We start from the raw sequence: 15,953 nt of genomic DNA on the forward strand, positions 1-15,953 counted from the left end.
TTTATGAGATAATTATTATTTTATATTAATATAAGCTAATTTATATTTATGAGATAATTATTATTTTATATTAATATAAGCTAATTTATATTTATAAGCTAATTATTATTTTATATTAATATAAACTAATTATTTTCAAATTAATCATAACTCTTTTATTTTAAGGTTTTATCATGTATAAAGATGCAATTTTAGTTAGAGGAGCAAAAGTACACAATTTAAAAGATATAGATATAGATATTCCACTTGGAAAGATAGTGGCAATATCTGGTGTATCTGGTAGTGGAAAATCATCACTAGCACTTGGTGTATTATATGCAGAAGGTTCAAGAAGGTATTTAGAAGCTCTTTCTACATATACTCGTAGAAGAATTAGTCAAAGTGAAAAATCAAATGTCGAATCTATTCAATATGTTCCTGCAGCTCTTGCACTACATCAAAGACCTAATGTTCCCAATATTAGAAGTACTTTTGGCACATCTACAGAACTTTTAAACTCTTTAAGACTTTTATATTCACGTTGTGGAAATTATATTTGTCCAAATGGCCATGTACTTAAACCATCATTAAACATTGCTCGTGAGATAGAACTTGAATGTGAAGTATGTGGTGAGAGATTCTTTGGACTTGGTGCTGAAGAATATGCATTTAATTCTGATGGGGCATGTCCTAATTGCAGTGGAACTGGCATAGAAAGGGTAATAGATGATTTAACTCTTGTTCCAGATGAAGAAAAAACATTAGAAGAGGGAGCAGTTGAATCCTGGAATATGTTTGGAATCAGTTGGATGTATAATCTAGCTTATGAACTTGGTGTAAGGGTTGATGTGCCATTTAAAGAACTTAGTGATAAGGAAAAGGATATTGTTTACAATGGCCCTTCAGTAAAAAAATATATCAATATCCCATCTAAAAATGGAAAACTCTTTGAATTAAATGCCGAATATAGAAATGCTCATAAAGCAGTTGAAGAAGCTTTAAAAAATGCTAAAACTGAAAAAGGACTTCTAAGAATAAACAAATACCTTAAAGTTAAAGAATGTGGAGAATGTCATGGTACAAGACTTAATAAAAGAGCTAATTCAACTTTACTTGGCGGAATAAACATTAGCCAAGCTTCTAAAATGACTTTAGAAGATTTGGTTAAATGGATTCCTAAAGTTATAAATGATTTGCCAAATGAAATGCAAGAGATGGCTAATAATATTGCTGAAGAGTTTATGGACAATGCTAATATTTTGCTTGATTTGGGATTAAGCTATATCTCTCTTTATAGGCCAAGTAACACCTTATCTACTGGTGAACTTCAAAGGGTACAACTTGCAAGAACTTTAAGAAATCCTACAACAGGTGTTCTTTATGTATTAGATGAACCATCCATCGGCCTTCATCCTTCTAATGTAGATGGTTTAATAGCTGTTATGAAAAGGCTAATAGAGGATGGAAATAGCATAATCTTAGTGGATCATGATGTTAGAATACTTAAAGTTGCAGATTATATGGTGGAATTAGGGCCATATGCCGGGTATAATGGTGGAAATATTATTGCAAAAGGCAAAATTAATGAAATAATTTCAAACAAAGACTCATTAATTGCTAAATTTTTAACAAATGAAGAAGAGATAATCATAAGAAATAAATCTAAAAAGGAAGATCTATTTGAATATGGCTCTATTGAACTATCAACAAATGAAATTCATAATGTAAAGCCATTAGATGTTAAAATTCCTAAAGGGAAATTAACTGTAGTTAGTGGAGTTTCAGGTAGTGGAAAAACCACTTTGCTTTTAGAATCCTTATATCCTGCAGTTAAATCTTTGATTAATGGAGAAAGTCTTCCAAAAACTATTAAAAATATAAATGTTGAAGATATTGGGAAAATAGACTTAATTGACAGCGTTCCTATAGGAAAGAATGTTAGAAGTACAGTTGCCACTTATAGTGGAGTTTTAGATGATTTAAGAAAAATCTTCGCTAAATTGGACATATCCAAAGAAAAAGCCCTAAAAGCAGCTGATTTTTCATATAATACTGGAAGCTTAAGATGTCCCACCTGTAATGGAACTGGAAATATTTCAATGGATGTTCAATTTTTAGCAGATATAGAGATTGTTTGCCCAGATTGTAATGGATTAAGATATTGTGATGATGCAGGTGAAATAAGACTTAATAATTTATCTATTTCAGATATTATGGCTTTGACAATTGATGAAGCTATTGATGAATTTGTAAATATGGAAGAAAATGGAGATAAGTCTAGTTTAGATAAGATAATAAATAAATTAGGAAAACTATCTAACTTAGGATTAGGTTACCTAACAATTGGTGAAGCTACTCCAAGTTTATCTGGTGGAGAAGCACAGAGATTAAAATTAGCTTCTGAAATTGGAAAATCACAAAAGAATTCTATTTTTATATTTGATGAACCTTCTATTGGCCTTCATCCATTAGATGTTAAAGTTTTATTAAGTGTCTTTCAGACTTTAATTGATGATGGAGCAACAGTTATTGTAATTGAGCATGACTTAGACATTATTTCAAATGCAGATTATATCATTGATATTGGAATTGATGAAAATCATTTTGGTGGAGAAATACTTGCATTTGGAACTTTAGAGGATATTATTGAATCTAAAGACAGTTTAACTGCTAAATATTTAAAAGAGCTAAATAATTGAAAATTAATGGCGATAAGTTATTGAAAATTAACAGGGATAAGTGATTGAAAATTAACAGGGATAAGTGATTGAAAAGAATTATAATTAAACACATTTTAATTTTTTTTAAATTTATTCAGTATTTTTTAGAAATCTATTTTTATTATAAATAACAAAAATAACATCTACCACAGCTTTTTAAACTAAAAAATATTAGGAGGCTAAAAATGGTAAAAGTATGTGTTATAGGCTCTACTGGTGTAATTGGTAAAAATGTTACATTTAAATTAGCTAAAGCAGATACAGTAAGTGAAGTTGTATTATTTTCAAGACCTGAAAGTTTAGATAAAGCAAAAGGTCAAAGTTATGATATGTATGATGCTTTAGCTGCTGAAGATATTGATTGCTTATTAACTCCCTCTTGCAATTATGAAGATTTAGAAGGGTCTGATATTGTATTAATTACTGCAGGTGCTCCAAGACAAAAAGGTATGAATAGGCGTGATTTAGCTTTTATTAATGCTAAAATTGTTTCTCAGTATGCCAAGCAAATAGCTAAATATGCACCAGATGCTGTTATTTTAGTTACTACTAATCCAGTTGATGTTATGACTACAATAGCTTATGATGCTTCTGGCTTTAGTAGAAGAAAGGTCATTGGTGTTGGAAATCACTTAGATTCTTTAAGATTGAAAAATTACTTTGCTAAGTGTTTAAATATCAATAGTAGTGAAATTCATACTCGTGTAATTGGTGAACATGGAGATAATATGGTTCCCCTTTTAAGTTCTACAACTATTGGAGGTATTCCTTTAAAATACTTTATTAAAGAAGTAGAATTGGATATAAAAGATATTATAAAAACTCTTAAGAATGCTGGAAATACAATTATTTCTAAAAAGGGTGCTACTGAGTATGGACCTGCTTATGCTATTTCTAACTTAATTAAAACAATTATTACCAACACTCATAAAATATTAACAGTTAGCCTTTATTTAGATGGTGAAATCGCTAATGTCAAAGGTGTTAGCTTAGGCGTTCCAGCTGTTTTATATAAAAATGGTATTGCAATGATTGTTCCTATTCATATGAATGATTATGAAACTAAAAAGTTCCTAAAAGCAGCTGAAGACATTCAAGAACTTACAGAAGAGGTAAGAAAAAGCCTAAAAGAAGATAATTAATTTTATCTTTTTTTATTTATTTATTTTAAAACTATCGTTGCTTTAAATTATTTTAAATTATTTTTAATTATTATTAAATAATTTTAAAGTATTTAAACTATTTTTAACTATTTTAAACTATTTTTAACTATTTTTAACTATTTTTAACTATTTTTAACTATTTTTATCATTCTTATTAATTTTAATTTTTAAAAAAAGTTGCATGATTTTTATAGATTTTAAAAAAAAGAAAAAAATGAAATTTATAATTTAATTATAAATTATAAACTTCTTCTGCAGGTACTAAATGTACTTTATAAGCAGATAAAATAGCCATTAAATTATCTAAATCATTTGCTTGTAATAATAAAATAGCTTTTTCAGTTTTCTCATGGGTAAAAGCATAAAGATATTCAAGGTCAATTCCTTCATCTTTAATTATTTTTAAAATTGAAGAAAGTCCTCCTGGGGTATCATCAAGTTCTGCTCCAATAATTGGGGTGTTTTTAACTATATAATTGTTTTCTTCAAGAATTTCTTTAGCTTTTATCGGATCTTGAACAACTAATCTTAAAATACCAAATTCAGTAGTATCTGCTAAAAATAATGCTCTAATATTTATATTGTGTTGAGCAAGCAAATCTAATGTATTATAAAGATTTCCTCGTTTATTTTCTAAAAATATAGATAGTTGTGTTATTTTATACATATTTTAACTCCATATAATCTGATTTAATTTTATAGATATTTTAACTCCATATAATCTGATTTAATTTTATAGATATTTTAACTCCATATAATCTAATTTAATTTTATAGATATTTTAGCTCCATTTAATCTAATTTATTAATAATCATTATTTAATTTAAATTACGTTTATCAATAACTCTTTGTATTTTACCTTTTGTATTTCTTGGAATGCTCTTAGGTGCAACTAAACTAACTTTCACTGTGATTCCAATCTCATTTTGAATATATCCTGCGATTTTTTCTTTTACACCCATCATTTCTTTAATATCATCTGAAAAGAGAGATTCAGAAGCTTCTACTTTAATTTCAATCTCATCCATTATATCTGGACGAGTTACAATGATTTGATAGTGAGGTTCAATATCACTGACCTTAAGAAGTGCTTTTTCAATTTGTGATGGGAAAACAGCTACTCCTTTAACTTTAATCATATCATCAGATCTACCAGTGATTCTTTCCATTCTTACAAATGTTCTTCCACAGTCACAAGTATCGTAGTGGAGTTTAGTAAGGTCCTTTGTTCTAAATCTAATTACTGGCATTCCCTCTCTTTCAAGGTTAGTTAATACCAATTCTCCTTTATGGTCTTCAGGTAGTGTAATTCCAGTTTCGGGGTCAATGACTTCGGGATAGAAGAAATCTTCAGCAATATGCAATCCGTTTTGAGCAGAACATTCTATACCAACACCAGGACCCATTAATTCAGTAAGTCCATAAATATTATAAGCTTTGGTGTTAAAGGTTTTTTCAATTCTATCTCTCATTTCACCAGTCCACATTTCAGCTCCAAATCCAATAGCTTTAAGCCTTAATTTATCAAAGTCGACTCCTTCTTCTTTAGCTACTTCTCCAAGGTAAATACCATAGGATGGAGTGAAAATAAGACAGGTGGTACCGAAGTCTTTCATAATTTCAACCTGTCTTCTTGTTTGTCCAGTTGAAATAGGAACAATTGTAGCTCCTAATTTATGGGCTCCATAGTGTACACCAAAACCTCCAGTAAATAAACCATAACCATGGGTATTTTGAATAATATCATCTGCATCAAGGCCCATCATAGTTAAGCCTCTTGCAATGATTTCTCCCCAACTATCTATATCCTTTTGAGTATATCCGCTTACTACAGGTTTACCTGTAGTTCCAGAAGAGGAATGTACTTCTATGATTTCTTTTTTATCAACTGCAAACATTCCAAAGGGATAACATGCTCTCAAATCATCTTTAGTAAGGAATGGTAATTTTTCAATATCTTTTAAAGTTTCTATATCTTCAGGGAAGATATTTGCATTTGTATATTTTTCAGTGTAAAAAGGTATTTTATCAAATGCCCTTTTTACTGTTTTTTGCAACTTCTTTAATTGAAATTCAAAAATGTCTTCTCTTGACATACATTCTATTTCTTCATTCCACATATTTTGACCTTTTTTTATTTATTTAGTAATTTCAGTGTAATTGTATTTGTATATATTTAATAATTTCAGTTAATTCTATTTCTATAATTATTATTTGATTATTTATTAATTTTTATATATACTAATTTGCATATTCGATTTTATTTTAGATTTATTTTTTTAAATTAAGTTTAAATTTTTGATTTTGTTTTTTGATTTATTTTTTTTAAATTAAGTTTAAATTTATTTTTTTAAATTAAGTTTAAATTTTTCATAAATTCAATACTTTTTTCAATAGAATCTATGGAATTTAACTCTAACATGTAGATGCCATCGTATTTATTCTTAGCAAAAATATCAAAGAATCTATTTAAATCAAAAGTTCCTTCACCTAAAGCAAGGTGTGTGTCATCTCTGCCATTATTATCATGCACATGTATGTGTTTAACAGAGTCAAAGTAAATTTCATCTGGAGTGAATCCTGCAGTATGTGCATGACCTATATCAAGTGTCATTGGAAGCTTAAGCTTTTCTAAAGTTTTCTCTAAAAGATTAAGGTCAACATACATAAAGTCTATTATGTTTGGCAGATTCTCTATACATGCATTCACGCCATTGTCTTTAGCATAATCACCAATATCTTTTAGCTTATCTTCAGCTATTTTATATATAAGCTCCTCTTTTCCCCTTCCATTAAATCCGATTATTCCTGGATGAACAACAATGATATCACTATCGATTATATTTGCTAGATCAACAGATCTCTTTATTTCACTAACAGAGGTATTTGAAACAGCCGAATTTAAAGAAGCTATATTTATATCTATAAATGGAGCATGAATTGTATATTTCAAGTCATATGAATTTATTGTATCAATTAATTTTTCATCTTCATCAATTTCTCTATAAGGATATTGCTGTATTATTTCAACGTAGTCAATATATTTATTGGAATCAAAGTATTCTAGAGATCTTTCTATGGCTATATCTTTTGTTGCTAAGACTGAAGCTCCAATTTTCATATTCTTACCTCAAGTAGTTTAAGTTAGTAATTTTAAATAAAGTGTCATTGGGATATTGCTTGTTAAATTTAAGTCCTTTTAGGAATTTAAATGATTTTTAATCTATAACTCTTGCTATAAGTCTAAGGCTTTTATTTAATCCATCTATAATTTCATCAGTTAAATCAAGGTTTTTATTAAGCTTTACATAACCTCTTTTACCTACAGTTGCTGTAAATAAATATTTGTCTTCAAGAAGAATGTCAAAGGAATTGCCAGCATATGCCTTACCAATTGGTAATACAAGATGGTCTTTTCTAACTTCAGGATACAATTCAAAAACTTCATAATAGATTCCATTAGCATTATCCTCATCTAAGATTTCACCAGTATTATCCTCATCAATATATTCTTCACCTTCTTCTAGGTCAAAATAATTATCTTTACTGTAATTTCTTGACTTTTTACTGAGTTTATAATCTTTTAAGGCATCGTTATGTTCTTTTAATTGGGATTTTTTAGCTTTCTTATCCTTTTTCCTCTTTTTTAAAGACCTTTTTGCCAATCTAGATTCAAAGCTATCTGCTGCTTTTTCAAGAGGCTTGACATTTATGCTTATTCCAATATCATTTTCAAGTTCTGCAATTCTTTTTCCGCCTTTTCCAATGATCTTTGGAATATGCTTTTCACTCATATAAATGTTTACTCTTTTATCATTTTCTAAACTTATTTCAATAGCTGCCTTAGGGGCTATCCTTTTCATGGTTCTTAAGATTTCTCTTTCAGCTATCAATTGGACAGGGCTTTTGTCTTTTTTTGTTTTTTCTCTTTTAGAGTTCTCAACCATTCCAATGTCCATTACAATAGTTTGTTCACCATAGGTGTAAATTTCATTTACAAGGGTTCCAGTTTCAAAGTCCCTTACTTCAATTACTGGTCTGGCTAAATCACGTTCTTCCATTCCTGTTGGAACTTTTACAGTAAGCTTATTTTCATAAATGGTGGATATTTCACCATTTTCAATATAAATAGTTGTATCTACAATTGATGGAATGGTACCTAAATCCACCCTATTTGCTATTCTTTGAATTGCATCGATTGGTCTTGTTGCATGTACAACACCAATCATTCCAACACCTGCAAGCCTCATATCTGCAAATATTTTAAAGTCATGATTTTTTCTAAGTTCATCATAAATAGTAAAATCAGGCCTTACAAGTAAAAGAATATCTGCTGTATTTTCCATATCCCCTTCAAGAGGTGCATATTGTGTGATTGTATCAGATACCTGTAAATCTCTAGGAGATTCCATGGTCTTAACAACTTTATTTAAGTTTTCATCATAAAATTTAGCTATTGCTTGTGCAAATGTACTTTTACCAGCTCCTGGTGAACCTGATATGAGAATACCTCTTGCACTATTTGTCAATCTTTCAATTAATTTAGCGGATAGGTGGTATTCATCAAGTGATACTTCAGCAACTGGCCTAACAGCAGTTATTTCCAAGCTTTCAGAGAATGGAGGTCTTGCAATAGATATTCTAAGGTCTCTTGATTGAACTACAATTGCTCCTTCCCTATCAACTTCAAGATAAGTTTTTGAATCGTATCTTTCTTTTTCTAAGATTTCTTCAGCTATATTTTCTAGTTGTTTATATGTGAACTTTTCATTAGCTAATTTAACAAGCTTAATATCTCCAGGTTTACCTTTTTTAGCCATTGGCACTACATTTTCTTTTAAATGAACAGACATTGTTTCATTATCAAAGAATTTAGCTATCTTTAAATCAAGGTTTCCTTTATACTCTTGTGCATAATAAATAACTGGAATACCTTGTGCCTCTGCAGTTTTTGCCTGTATTTTATCGCTGGTTATTAAAACAGCAAGTTCATCTTTTGCAACATCTCGGATTAATCCATCTATTTCTCCAAGTTTAGCATTGTCCTTTTCAAACTTAGTTGGTCTTCTACCAGTGACTCTAATAGCTAGCCCACCGACTTCAGATAGCTCTTGCAATTTTTTTAAGTTTTCAAGACCTCTAAGTCCTGTTGGTCTTTGATTGTTAGCTTGATGTTCAAGTTCAGATATAACAGCTTCCGGAATAATGACTTCTGGATAGTTTAGTCCCTTTTCTTTAATTATCTTTTCTATGTTTCCTTCTATAATTGCACTTGTATCTGGTACGATTCTCTTAATTTCATCATTGTATTCATCATCGTTATAATCACTGTTATAATTATATTCTTCGAAATCCATTCTTTCACCTCATTTGAGGTTAGTATTTTTTTAATTTTTTTAATATATTTAAGTAAATTTTAAATTTTTTAATATACTTAAATAAGTTTTAATTTTTTTAATATATTTAAATAAATTTTAAATTTTTTAATATACGTAAATAAGTTTTAATTTTTTTAATATATTTAAATAAGTTTTAATTTTTTTAATATATTTAAATAAGTTTTAATTTTTTTAATATATTTAAATAAGTTTTAATTTTTTTAATATATTTAAATAAAATATAAATCTTAATTTTTTAAAGTTTAAATAAAATATAAAATTTTAATTTTTTAAAGTTTAAGATTTTTAATAAATTGAAATACTTATCCATACATTTCTTTTGGGTCAAATAATCTTTCAGAGATTATTTTAATATCTTTATCTCTAAGGTTATCAATGTCAATATTTTCTTTATTAATGTCTAATTGCCTAAAGAAGCAAGATCTGTATCCTTCGTGACAAGCTGCACCAATTTGTTCAACTTTCATAATTAAAGCATCTGCATCACAGTCGATATAGATTTCTTTAACGGTTTGAAGGTTTCCAGAACTTTCTCCCTTTAACCATTGTTTTTGACGTGATGTACTGTAATAATGAGCTTTTTTAGTTTTTAAAGTCTGTTCTACAGCTTCTTTATTCATAAAAGCTACCATAAGAATTTCATTAGTTTCATAATCCTGTGCAATTCCTATGACTAGTTTCTCTCCACCAACATCAAGTCTGAAGTTTAATTCCATTTTTTCACCTTTTAAAAATTTGAAATTAATTTGATTTAATATATTTTGCTACATCATCAATAGCTACTAACTCTTGTTTTCCTGATTCCATATCTTTAATAGTGACTTTCCCTTCTTCAAGGTCACGTTCTCCTACAAGAACGGTGTATTTCACTCCAATTTTATTAGCATAAGCTAATAGTTTTTTGAATTTCTTTCTAGATAGGTCTACTTCAGTTGGAATATCTGCTTTTCTAAGTGTTTGAGCTATTTTAAATGCATCATGTCTGGTTGAATCTGATATAGCTGCAACATATGTACTTACAATAGGCTCTAATTCTTCTTTGCCATTTAACTCTTCAATCGCATTCATCAATCTATCAAATCCTAATGCAAATCCAGTGGATACAACATCCTCTCCACCAAACAATTTAACTAGATTATATGTTCCTCCACCACAAACCTGTTTTTGAGCTCCAAGACCTTGTACGTATACTTCAAATACAATTCCAGTATAGTAATCAAGACCTCTAGCTACTCCAAGATTTAATTTGTAGTTAAATAACTGAAAGCTTTCAAGTGTTTTTATAAGTTCTTCAAACTCTGCTAGGGATTCTTCTGTTTCCTCATAAGGTTCAACTAGTTTTCTTATATCTTCGATTATTGAAGCATCTCCAACCATATCCATCAATTTAAACAAAACTTCGTTGAGTTCTCCCTTATCTTTAATTATCGGATCTTTTCCAATTAAAGATTCTTTAAGAAGGTCTTTATCTCCCTTATCGATAACCACCATAATCTCTCTTTGGGTTTTAGCATCGATATCAAAGTGAGCAAACAATCCCCTGATAAGGCCTAAGTGGTTTATATTAATTTCAGCTGTTCTAATTCCAAGAGCTTCAAGAGAGTTATTGCACATAGCTATTACTTCTGCATCGCCTTCTGGGGTTTTTGCACCTATTAATTCACAACCAAATTGCCAAAATTGTCTAAATCTCCCTTTTTGCGGTCTTTCATATCTAAAACAACTTCCATAGTAGTAGAGCTTAATGGGCTTTGAAGTTTTTTGCAGTTCATTTAAGTATAATCTTGCAATAGGAGCAGTTATTTCAGGTCTAAGTGCAAGGTCTCTGTCTCCTTTGTCTTTAAAGTTGTATAGTTGATCTACAATTTCTTCTCCAGATTTTGTAGTAAATAACTTTAAATCTTCAAATAGGGGTGTTTGTACTTCACCAAAGCCATAATTTTCAAATACATTTCTCAATATATCTTCAGCTGCTTTCCTTTGCCTCATTTCTTCAAAAAGGAAATCTCTTGTTCCTCTGGGTCTTTCAAATTCCATTCTAGACTCTCCAATCTTTTTAAATAATTCTAATCATGTTAATTTATTGCTAATCTCAATATATTTTTTAAAATTTTTCAATATTTCTTAAAATTTTTCAAAATCATAAATATATTTTTAAAGTTAATCGTTTAACAATATAATATTTAATATTTATTTTATATAATAGTTATTAGTATATAGTAAAGATTATAGAATAATTGCAATTATCAGAAAAATTAATTTAAGTAAATAATTAAATATAATATTAATTAAAATAAATATAAATTGAAAACAGTTTAGAGATAGTTTAATTGTGATATTTAGAATTAATTATAATTTTATAACTGTATTTTTATTGTGATAATATGGATAATGAATCTATGTATGAAGATTTTAAAAATGTTCTTTGCAAAGAGGAGACAGCATCTAAAAAATCTCTTTTAAAAGTATTAAAAGAACATGCTGGAACAATTTCAGTCTTTGATTTAATGAGTGTTTCAGCAGAAATGACTGAAGATACAAAATATGTCCAAGAGGAGTATAGGGAAAAGACTAATGAAGTTTATGTAAAGTACTTCTTAGGCCGTATTAAGGATATACGTGATGATGAAAATAATTATGAAGGGCATATTGATAAAAAAGAGTTTATAGATTCAATTGCAACATTAAAATCTTATCAAAAAGAAGAGTCAATTTCATCAAAGACTAAATTTCCTTTAATTTATGCTATTGTTTCTTTATATACAACCTATATTCTTGAAGAACCTATCCATCCAGTTGGAACCCCATTCCCTGGTTCTTTAAAAGTTGAGGAGAAAGACGGCGTATTTTATTGTCCTGTTAAAGAGGCAAATCTTGAATCTCCAAATGCAGTTTGTAGAATGTGTCTAGCAGAGCAACTAGATTTTTAATTATTTATTTAATTCTTTAATGGATATTTATTTAATTATTTATTGCATATTTATTTAATTTCTATTTCAATTTATTTAATTTTAATAATAGTGATATTATGGTTGATGGGAAAACAGAAATATTAGGTGTTATGGGAGATCCTATTAAACATACTTTCTCTCCAGCTATGCAAAATGCCGGATTGGAATCCTTAAATTTAAATTATATTTATCTTCCTTTTCATGTTAAACCTAATGGATTGTCTCAAGCTATTGAAGGAGCAAAAGCACTTGGAATAAAAGGTCTAAATATTACAATTCCTCATAAAACTGATGTTATAGGCCTACTTGATGAAATAGATTCACTAGCTTCTATGATTGGTGCAGTAAATACTATTCAATTTATTTATGAAGATGGGGATGGTGGGAATGTTTTAACTAAAGGATATAATACAGATGGCTATGGATGTCTTAGAGCCATTGAAGAGGAAACATCAGTTAAAAATAAAAAAGTAACTATTGCAGGTGCTGGAGGAGCATCGAAAGCTATTGCATTTCAAATAGCTAATTCTGAAATTAATGAATTATCTATATTAAACCGTAATTTTAATAAAGCAGAGTCCCTTGTAGATGATTTAAAAACTAACTTAGCGAAGTTAGATATTGATATTAATGTTGATGCTTATGAAATTGACTGTTTAAAAAGGGAATTGTCTGACAGTGATGTATTTATTGATACAACACCTATTGGAATGTATCCTAATGTAGATGATAAAGCTATTGCAAGTGCAAATCTCCTTCATGAAGATTTAGTAGTTAATGACATTGTATATACACCAATGGAAACATCTTTAATAAAAGAAGCTAGAAAGGCAAATGCTATTGTTGTTCCAGGATATAAGATGTTATTATATCAGGGGATTTCCAGCTTTGAAATATGGCTATCTCATGAGGCACCTATAGAAGAGATGGAAAAAGCACTGTTAGGTGCTTTAGGTATTTGAATAATTAATTTATTTATCAAATATTAATCAATTATCTCAATTACCAATCAATTATCTCTATTATTAATTTATATTTAATTTAATTTATTATACTTTAATTTAGCTTACTTTAATTATTATATTTTTTTTATTAAGTGATTTTATGGATTTAGACTTTTTATCAAACTTTGTATTTGAAAATGAAAAAAACACTGAGGTAGAAACTAAAAAAGGCCTTTTAAAGTTTTTAAAACAAATTGGTGTAGATACTCGTTTTATTAGTTTTTATCAAAAAAATACTATCTTAGATGATTCAGCTATTGATGATGATGTGAAATTGTATATTGAAAATTTAAGGTTTTCTAAGTTTTCTAAAAAAAGAACTAATCTTTTTCATAAGTATTATCCAAATATAGAGGTTCTAAGATCTTCACTGTTTCAAAAGATATGCTCAAGAGCTTCTAAAACTTTAGCAAATTCTCTAAATCCTCAAAGCACTGTTCTTATTCCTAAAATAGATAATAAAGATAATGATAAATATGATAATAAATATAATGAACTTTTATACATTGTTTTAGAGCCTTATTCCAGAAAATATGCTATTAATTTCATTGAATTTAATGAAAACATATCTGTTGATGACTTTGATTCTGTTATTTCTCCTTTAAATCTAAATCAGGAGGTAAGTCATATTTTAAATGATATTTTTAATGGCAATGGGATAGAGTGGGATAAAAAATTCAATCTATCTAAGTTTTATAATTTTGATAATTTAGATATTAATGGTAAGGATATTGTTTTTCCATTTATAAATGTTCCTGAAGAATGGATTAATGATTTTTTAGGTGTAAAAACAGAATATGAAGTTGACTATAATAATATTATTGTTGCAGAATCATTTATGGGATTTTTAGCTGAAATAAATCCTCAATTTAAAGAAAATATTTTGCTTGCATCTTCATTTTTAGAAACCCATCAAAAAGATTAAATATTCTAAAAAATAAAGAAAAGCAAAGATAAATTAAATATTCTAAAAAATTAAAAAAAATAAAGAAAAGCAAAGATAAATTAAATATTCTAAAAAATTAAAAAAAATAAAGAAAAACAAAGGTAATTGATTAGCTAATAATTGCCAATTTCCTCTTTATTTTTCTTTTTCTCAGCTTTAGTCATTTTTCGATAAGTGATTTTTGCTTTATAGGGTTTGTAACCTTTAATTTTCTTTTTATAAATCATATACATTTTTGACGTTTTATAATAAAGGGTTCTTGTAATTACTTTACCTTTTTTATTTTTAAAATAAATTTTAGCCTTTATTAATCTGTATGTATGTGGCAGATAGTCTCCCCTATTTTTGCTGCGAAAGTTTATATATACATAGGTTCCTTTTAAGTATTGGTTTTCATGTTTTTGGTAGAAAGTTCCAATATAATCTCCATGTCCAACATGTTTTTCTTTACCCATTTTTACTGTAACTGTTTTAGCAGAAATTGCACCCATTGAAAAACCAATAACTGCAATAGATAAAACTATTAAAGCAATAATTTTCCTTTTGTCCATTTTTCCACCTCCATTACAAGGTAATAATTAATATATAATTAATAATAAATATGCATTTCTATAATTTTAAATTATGATTCAAATAATATTGTTGTTTAGTATAAAATTGTTTAATATATTATTAAATTAATTATATAGTAATTAAGATTCTTTATTTTTTTTAAATTCAGTATTGTTGTTGATCTTTTTAATTAAATAGTGACTTTGTTGAAATCTCATTTTATAATTAATTGTTATTGGCTTATGGATGTAGGCATTAATTGTGATATTGGTGTTTTTCTGGCTTTTTTGCCTATTTATTTCTAAATAACTGTATAATATGTCAGTAGATCTGGAAATCATTCTAAGTAATGGTATTAGTATATTTTTTTGTATAAGGTTTTACCTGAAAAATAAAGCTTATTTGAATTATGAAAGCTATGTTTTTAGTATTTTTTGCAAAAATCAGGAACTTTAGATTAACTTTAAATGAATTTAAGCTAATTTAAAAATATTTTATAAAGATAAGTAATGGTTTTAAAGTGAAAAAAGAGAGGATTCAAATAAAGCCATTTATTATTATTTAAAAAAAATAGGTGTTTAATTTTAAAACTTTTAAAAAAAAGTAAAATAGATAAGGGTTTTACCCTCTTATCTTTTTTTATGTAATTTTTATTGTGTTTTTTATTTTTGATTTACCGTATTGTGTGTAAATCTTATAATTGCCTTTCTTTAGGTATCTGATTTTTAGTATTGCCCTTCCTCTTTTATTGGTTTTGACCTTGTAAGTTTTTCCTTTTAATCTAAATCTTATTATCTTTTTAGCTCGTGGTTTTCCTTTAGTGTTTACCAGCTTAGCAGAAAATTTGATTGTTTTTGCTTTTTTCACTACAATATTCTTAGCAGTTAAAACAGGTTTAACAGTGATTTTATTCTTTTTAATGAATTTACCGTATTTTGTTGTTATTGTATACTTTTTAGTTCTTGGCTTTAGTGTTATTTTTAAGCTTGCATAACCATTCTTATCTGTTTTTCTACTGTAGGTTTTTCCAGCTATTGTGAATTTCACTGTTTTTCCAGCACCAACATGCTTACCATTGGCATTTATTATTTGCACTTTAAATCTTCCACCAAAATAGATCTTACGGTTTTTATTCTTTGTTATAGGTGAATCTAAAATTTTTAAAGTGCTTACAATATTATCTGGGCCATACTCACTATTACCATTAAAAATAGCAACAATTTTATAGTTTCCAGCTTT

General features: G+C 27.8%; 12 protein-coding genes and 1 pseudogene. 5 read left to right on the forward strand and 8 right to left on the reverse strand.

Annotated features, from left to right (window positions below):
• The first annotated feature begins 173 nt into the window (after nt 1–173).
• Nucleotides 174–2,678, forward strand: coding sequence for an excinuclease ABC subunit UvrA (locus tag BM020_RS08785; protein ID WP_067146246.1), 2,505 nt, complete (start codon nt 174–176; stop codon nt 2,676–2,678).
• Nucleotides 2,679–2,884: 206 nt separating this feature from the next.
• Nucleotides 2,885–3,841 carry a malate dehydrogenase gene (locus BM020_RS08790; protein ID WP_067146247.1) on the forward strand — a complete coding sequence of 319 codons (957 nt, stop codon included), beginning with the start codon at nt 2,885–2,887 and terminating at the stop codon, nt 3,839–3,841.
• A 253-nt stretch (nt 3,842–4,094) separates the two neighbouring features.
• On the opposite strand, the gene BM020_RS08795 is transcribed toward BM020_RS08790, so the two are convergent.
• The 6 genes from BM020_RS08795 to hisS form a co-directional block, all read right to left on the reverse strand.
• Complete coding sequence (locus BM020_RS08795; protein WP_067146249.1) at nt 4,095–4,529, reverse strand: acetolactate synthase; 435 nt, start codon at nt 4,527–4,529, stop codon at nt 4,095–4,097.
• A 151-nt stretch (nt 4,530–4,680) separates the two neighbouring features.
• Nucleotides 4,681–5,982, reverse strand: a complete 1,302-nt coding sequence (locus BM020_RS08800; protein WP_067146251.1) for a phenylacetate--CoA ligase family protein — start codon at nt 5,980–5,982, stop codon at nt 4,681–4,683.
• Between the two features lie 230 nt (nt 5,983–6,212).
• On the reverse strand, nt 6,213–6,947 hold the full coding sequence (locus tag BM020_RS08805) for a sugar phosphate isomerase/epimerase family protein (RefSeq protein ID WP_256379544.1): 735 nt from the start codon (nt 6,945–6,947) through the stop codon (nt 6,213–6,215).
• Between the two features lie 133 nt (nt 6,948–7,080).
• Entirely contained in the window at nt 7,081–9,219 is a 2,139-nt protein-coding gene (locus BM020_RS08810; protein ID WP_067146255.1) for a PINc/VapC family ATPase, read from the reverse strand.
• Between the two features lie 344 nt (nt 9,220–9,563).
• Nucleotides 9,564–9,977 (reverse strand): phosphoribosyl-AMP cyclohydrolase, encoded by a 414-nt coding sequence (gene hisI / locus BM020_RS08815; protein WP_067146258.1) that lies wholly within the window; start codon nt 9,975–9,977, stop codon nt 9,564–9,566.
• Nucleotides 9,978–10,002: 25 nt separating this feature from the next.
• Nucleotides 10,003–11,298, reverse strand: a complete 1,296-nt coding sequence (gene hisS / locus BM020_RS08820; protein WP_067146260.1) for a histidine--tRNA ligase — start codon at nt 11,296–11,298, stop codon at nt 10,003–10,005.
• Between the two features lie 347 nt (nt 11,299–11,645).
• On the opposite strand from hisS, the gene BM020_RS08825 reads away from it, so the two are divergent.
• The 3 genes from BM020_RS08825 (at nt 11,646) to BM020_RS08835 (ending at nt 14,141) form a co-directional block, all read left to right on the forward strand.
• Nucleotides 11,646–12,191 carry a DUF2115 domain-containing protein gene (locus BM020_RS08825; protein ID WP_067146262.1) on the forward strand — a complete coding sequence of 182 codons (546 nt, stop codon included), beginning with the start codon at nt 11,646–11,648 and terminating at the stop codon, nt 12,189–12,191.
• A 98-nt stretch (nt 12,192–12,289) separates the two neighbouring features.
• Nucleotides 12,290–13,174 carry a shikimate dehydrogenase gene (locus BM020_RS08830; protein WP_067146264.1) on the forward strand — a complete coding sequence of 295 codons (885 nt, stop codon included), beginning with the start codon at nt 12,290–12,292 and terminating at the stop codon, nt 13,172–13,174.
• A gap of 142 nt (nt 13,175–13,316) precedes the next feature.
• Nucleotides 13,317–14,141: a hypothetical protein gene (locus BM020_RS08835; protein WP_067146266.1), complete on the forward strand. Its 825-nt coding sequence runs from the start codon at nt 13,317–13,319 to the stop codon at nt 14,139–14,141.
• 134 nt (nt 14,142–14,275) lie between these two features.
• Here BM020_RS08835 and BM020_RS08840 read toward each other — a convergent pair whose 3' ends face one another.
• Together BM020_RS08840 and BM020_RS09670 are read right to left on the reverse strand one after the other, a co-directional pair.
• Entirely contained in the window at nt 14,276–14,713 is a 438-nt protein-coding gene (locus BM020_RS08840; protein WP_074798901.1) for a hypothetical protein, read from the reverse strand.
• Between the two features lie 640 nt (nt 14,714–15,353).
• Nucleotides 15,354–15,953, reverse strand: a pseudogene (locus BM020_RS09670) (hypothetical protein); the annotation flags it as partial.

The sequence above is a fragment of the Methanobrevibacter olleyae genome, from assembly GCF_900114585.1.
Taxonomy (GTDB): domain Archaea; phylum Methanobacteriota; class Methanobacteria; order Methanobacteriales; family Methanobacteriaceae; genus Methanobrevibacter; species Methanobrevibacter olleyae.

What these genes read in the sequence shown, in the direction of transcription:
- BM020_RS08785 (WP_067146246.1), top strand. Translation starts at nt 174, where the DNA reads ATGTATAAAGATGCAATTTTAGTTAGAGGAGCAAAAGTACACAATTTA.
- BM020_RS08790 (WP_067146247.1), top strand. Translation starts at nt 2,885, where the DNA reads ATGGTAAAAGTATGTGTTATAGGCTCTACTGGTGTAATTGGTAAAAAT.
- BM020_RS08795 (WP_067146249.1), bottom strand. Translation starts at nt 4,529, where the DNA reads ATGTATAAAATAACACAACTATCTATATTTTTAGAAAATAAACGAGGA.
- BM020_RS08800 (WP_067146251.1), bottom strand. Translation starts at nt 5,982, where the DNA reads ATGTGGAATGAAGAAATAGAATGTATGTCAAGAGAAGACATTTTTGAA.
- BM020_RS08810 (WP_067146255.1), bottom strand. Translation starts at nt 9,219, where the DNA reads ATGGATTTCGAAGAATATAATTATAACAGTGATTATAACGATGATGAA.
- hisI (WP_067146258.1), bottom strand. Translation starts at nt 9,977, where the DNA reads ATGGAATTAAACTTCAGACTTGATGTTGGTGGAGAGAAACTAGTCATA.
- hisS (WP_067146260.1), bottom strand. Translation starts at nt 11,298, where the DNA reads ATGGAATTTGAAAGACCCAGAGGAACAAGAGATTTCCTTTTTGAAGAA.
- BM020_RS08825 (WP_067146262.1), top strand. Translation starts at nt 11,646, where the DNA reads ATGGATAATGAATCTATGTATGAAGATTTTAAAAATGTTCTTTGCAAA.
- BM020_RS08830 (WP_067146264.1), top strand. Translation starts at nt 12,290, where the DNA reads ATGGTTGATGGGAAAACAGAAATATTAGGTGTTATGGGAGATCCTATT.
- BM020_RS08835 (WP_067146266.1), top strand. Translation starts at nt 13,317, where the DNA reads ATGGATTTAGACTTTTTATCAAACTTTGTATTTGAAAATGAAAAAAAC.
- BM020_RS08840 (WP_074798901.1), bottom strand. Translation starts at nt 14,713, where the DNA reads ATGGACAAAAGGAAAATTATTGCTTTAATAGTTTTATCTATTGCAGTT.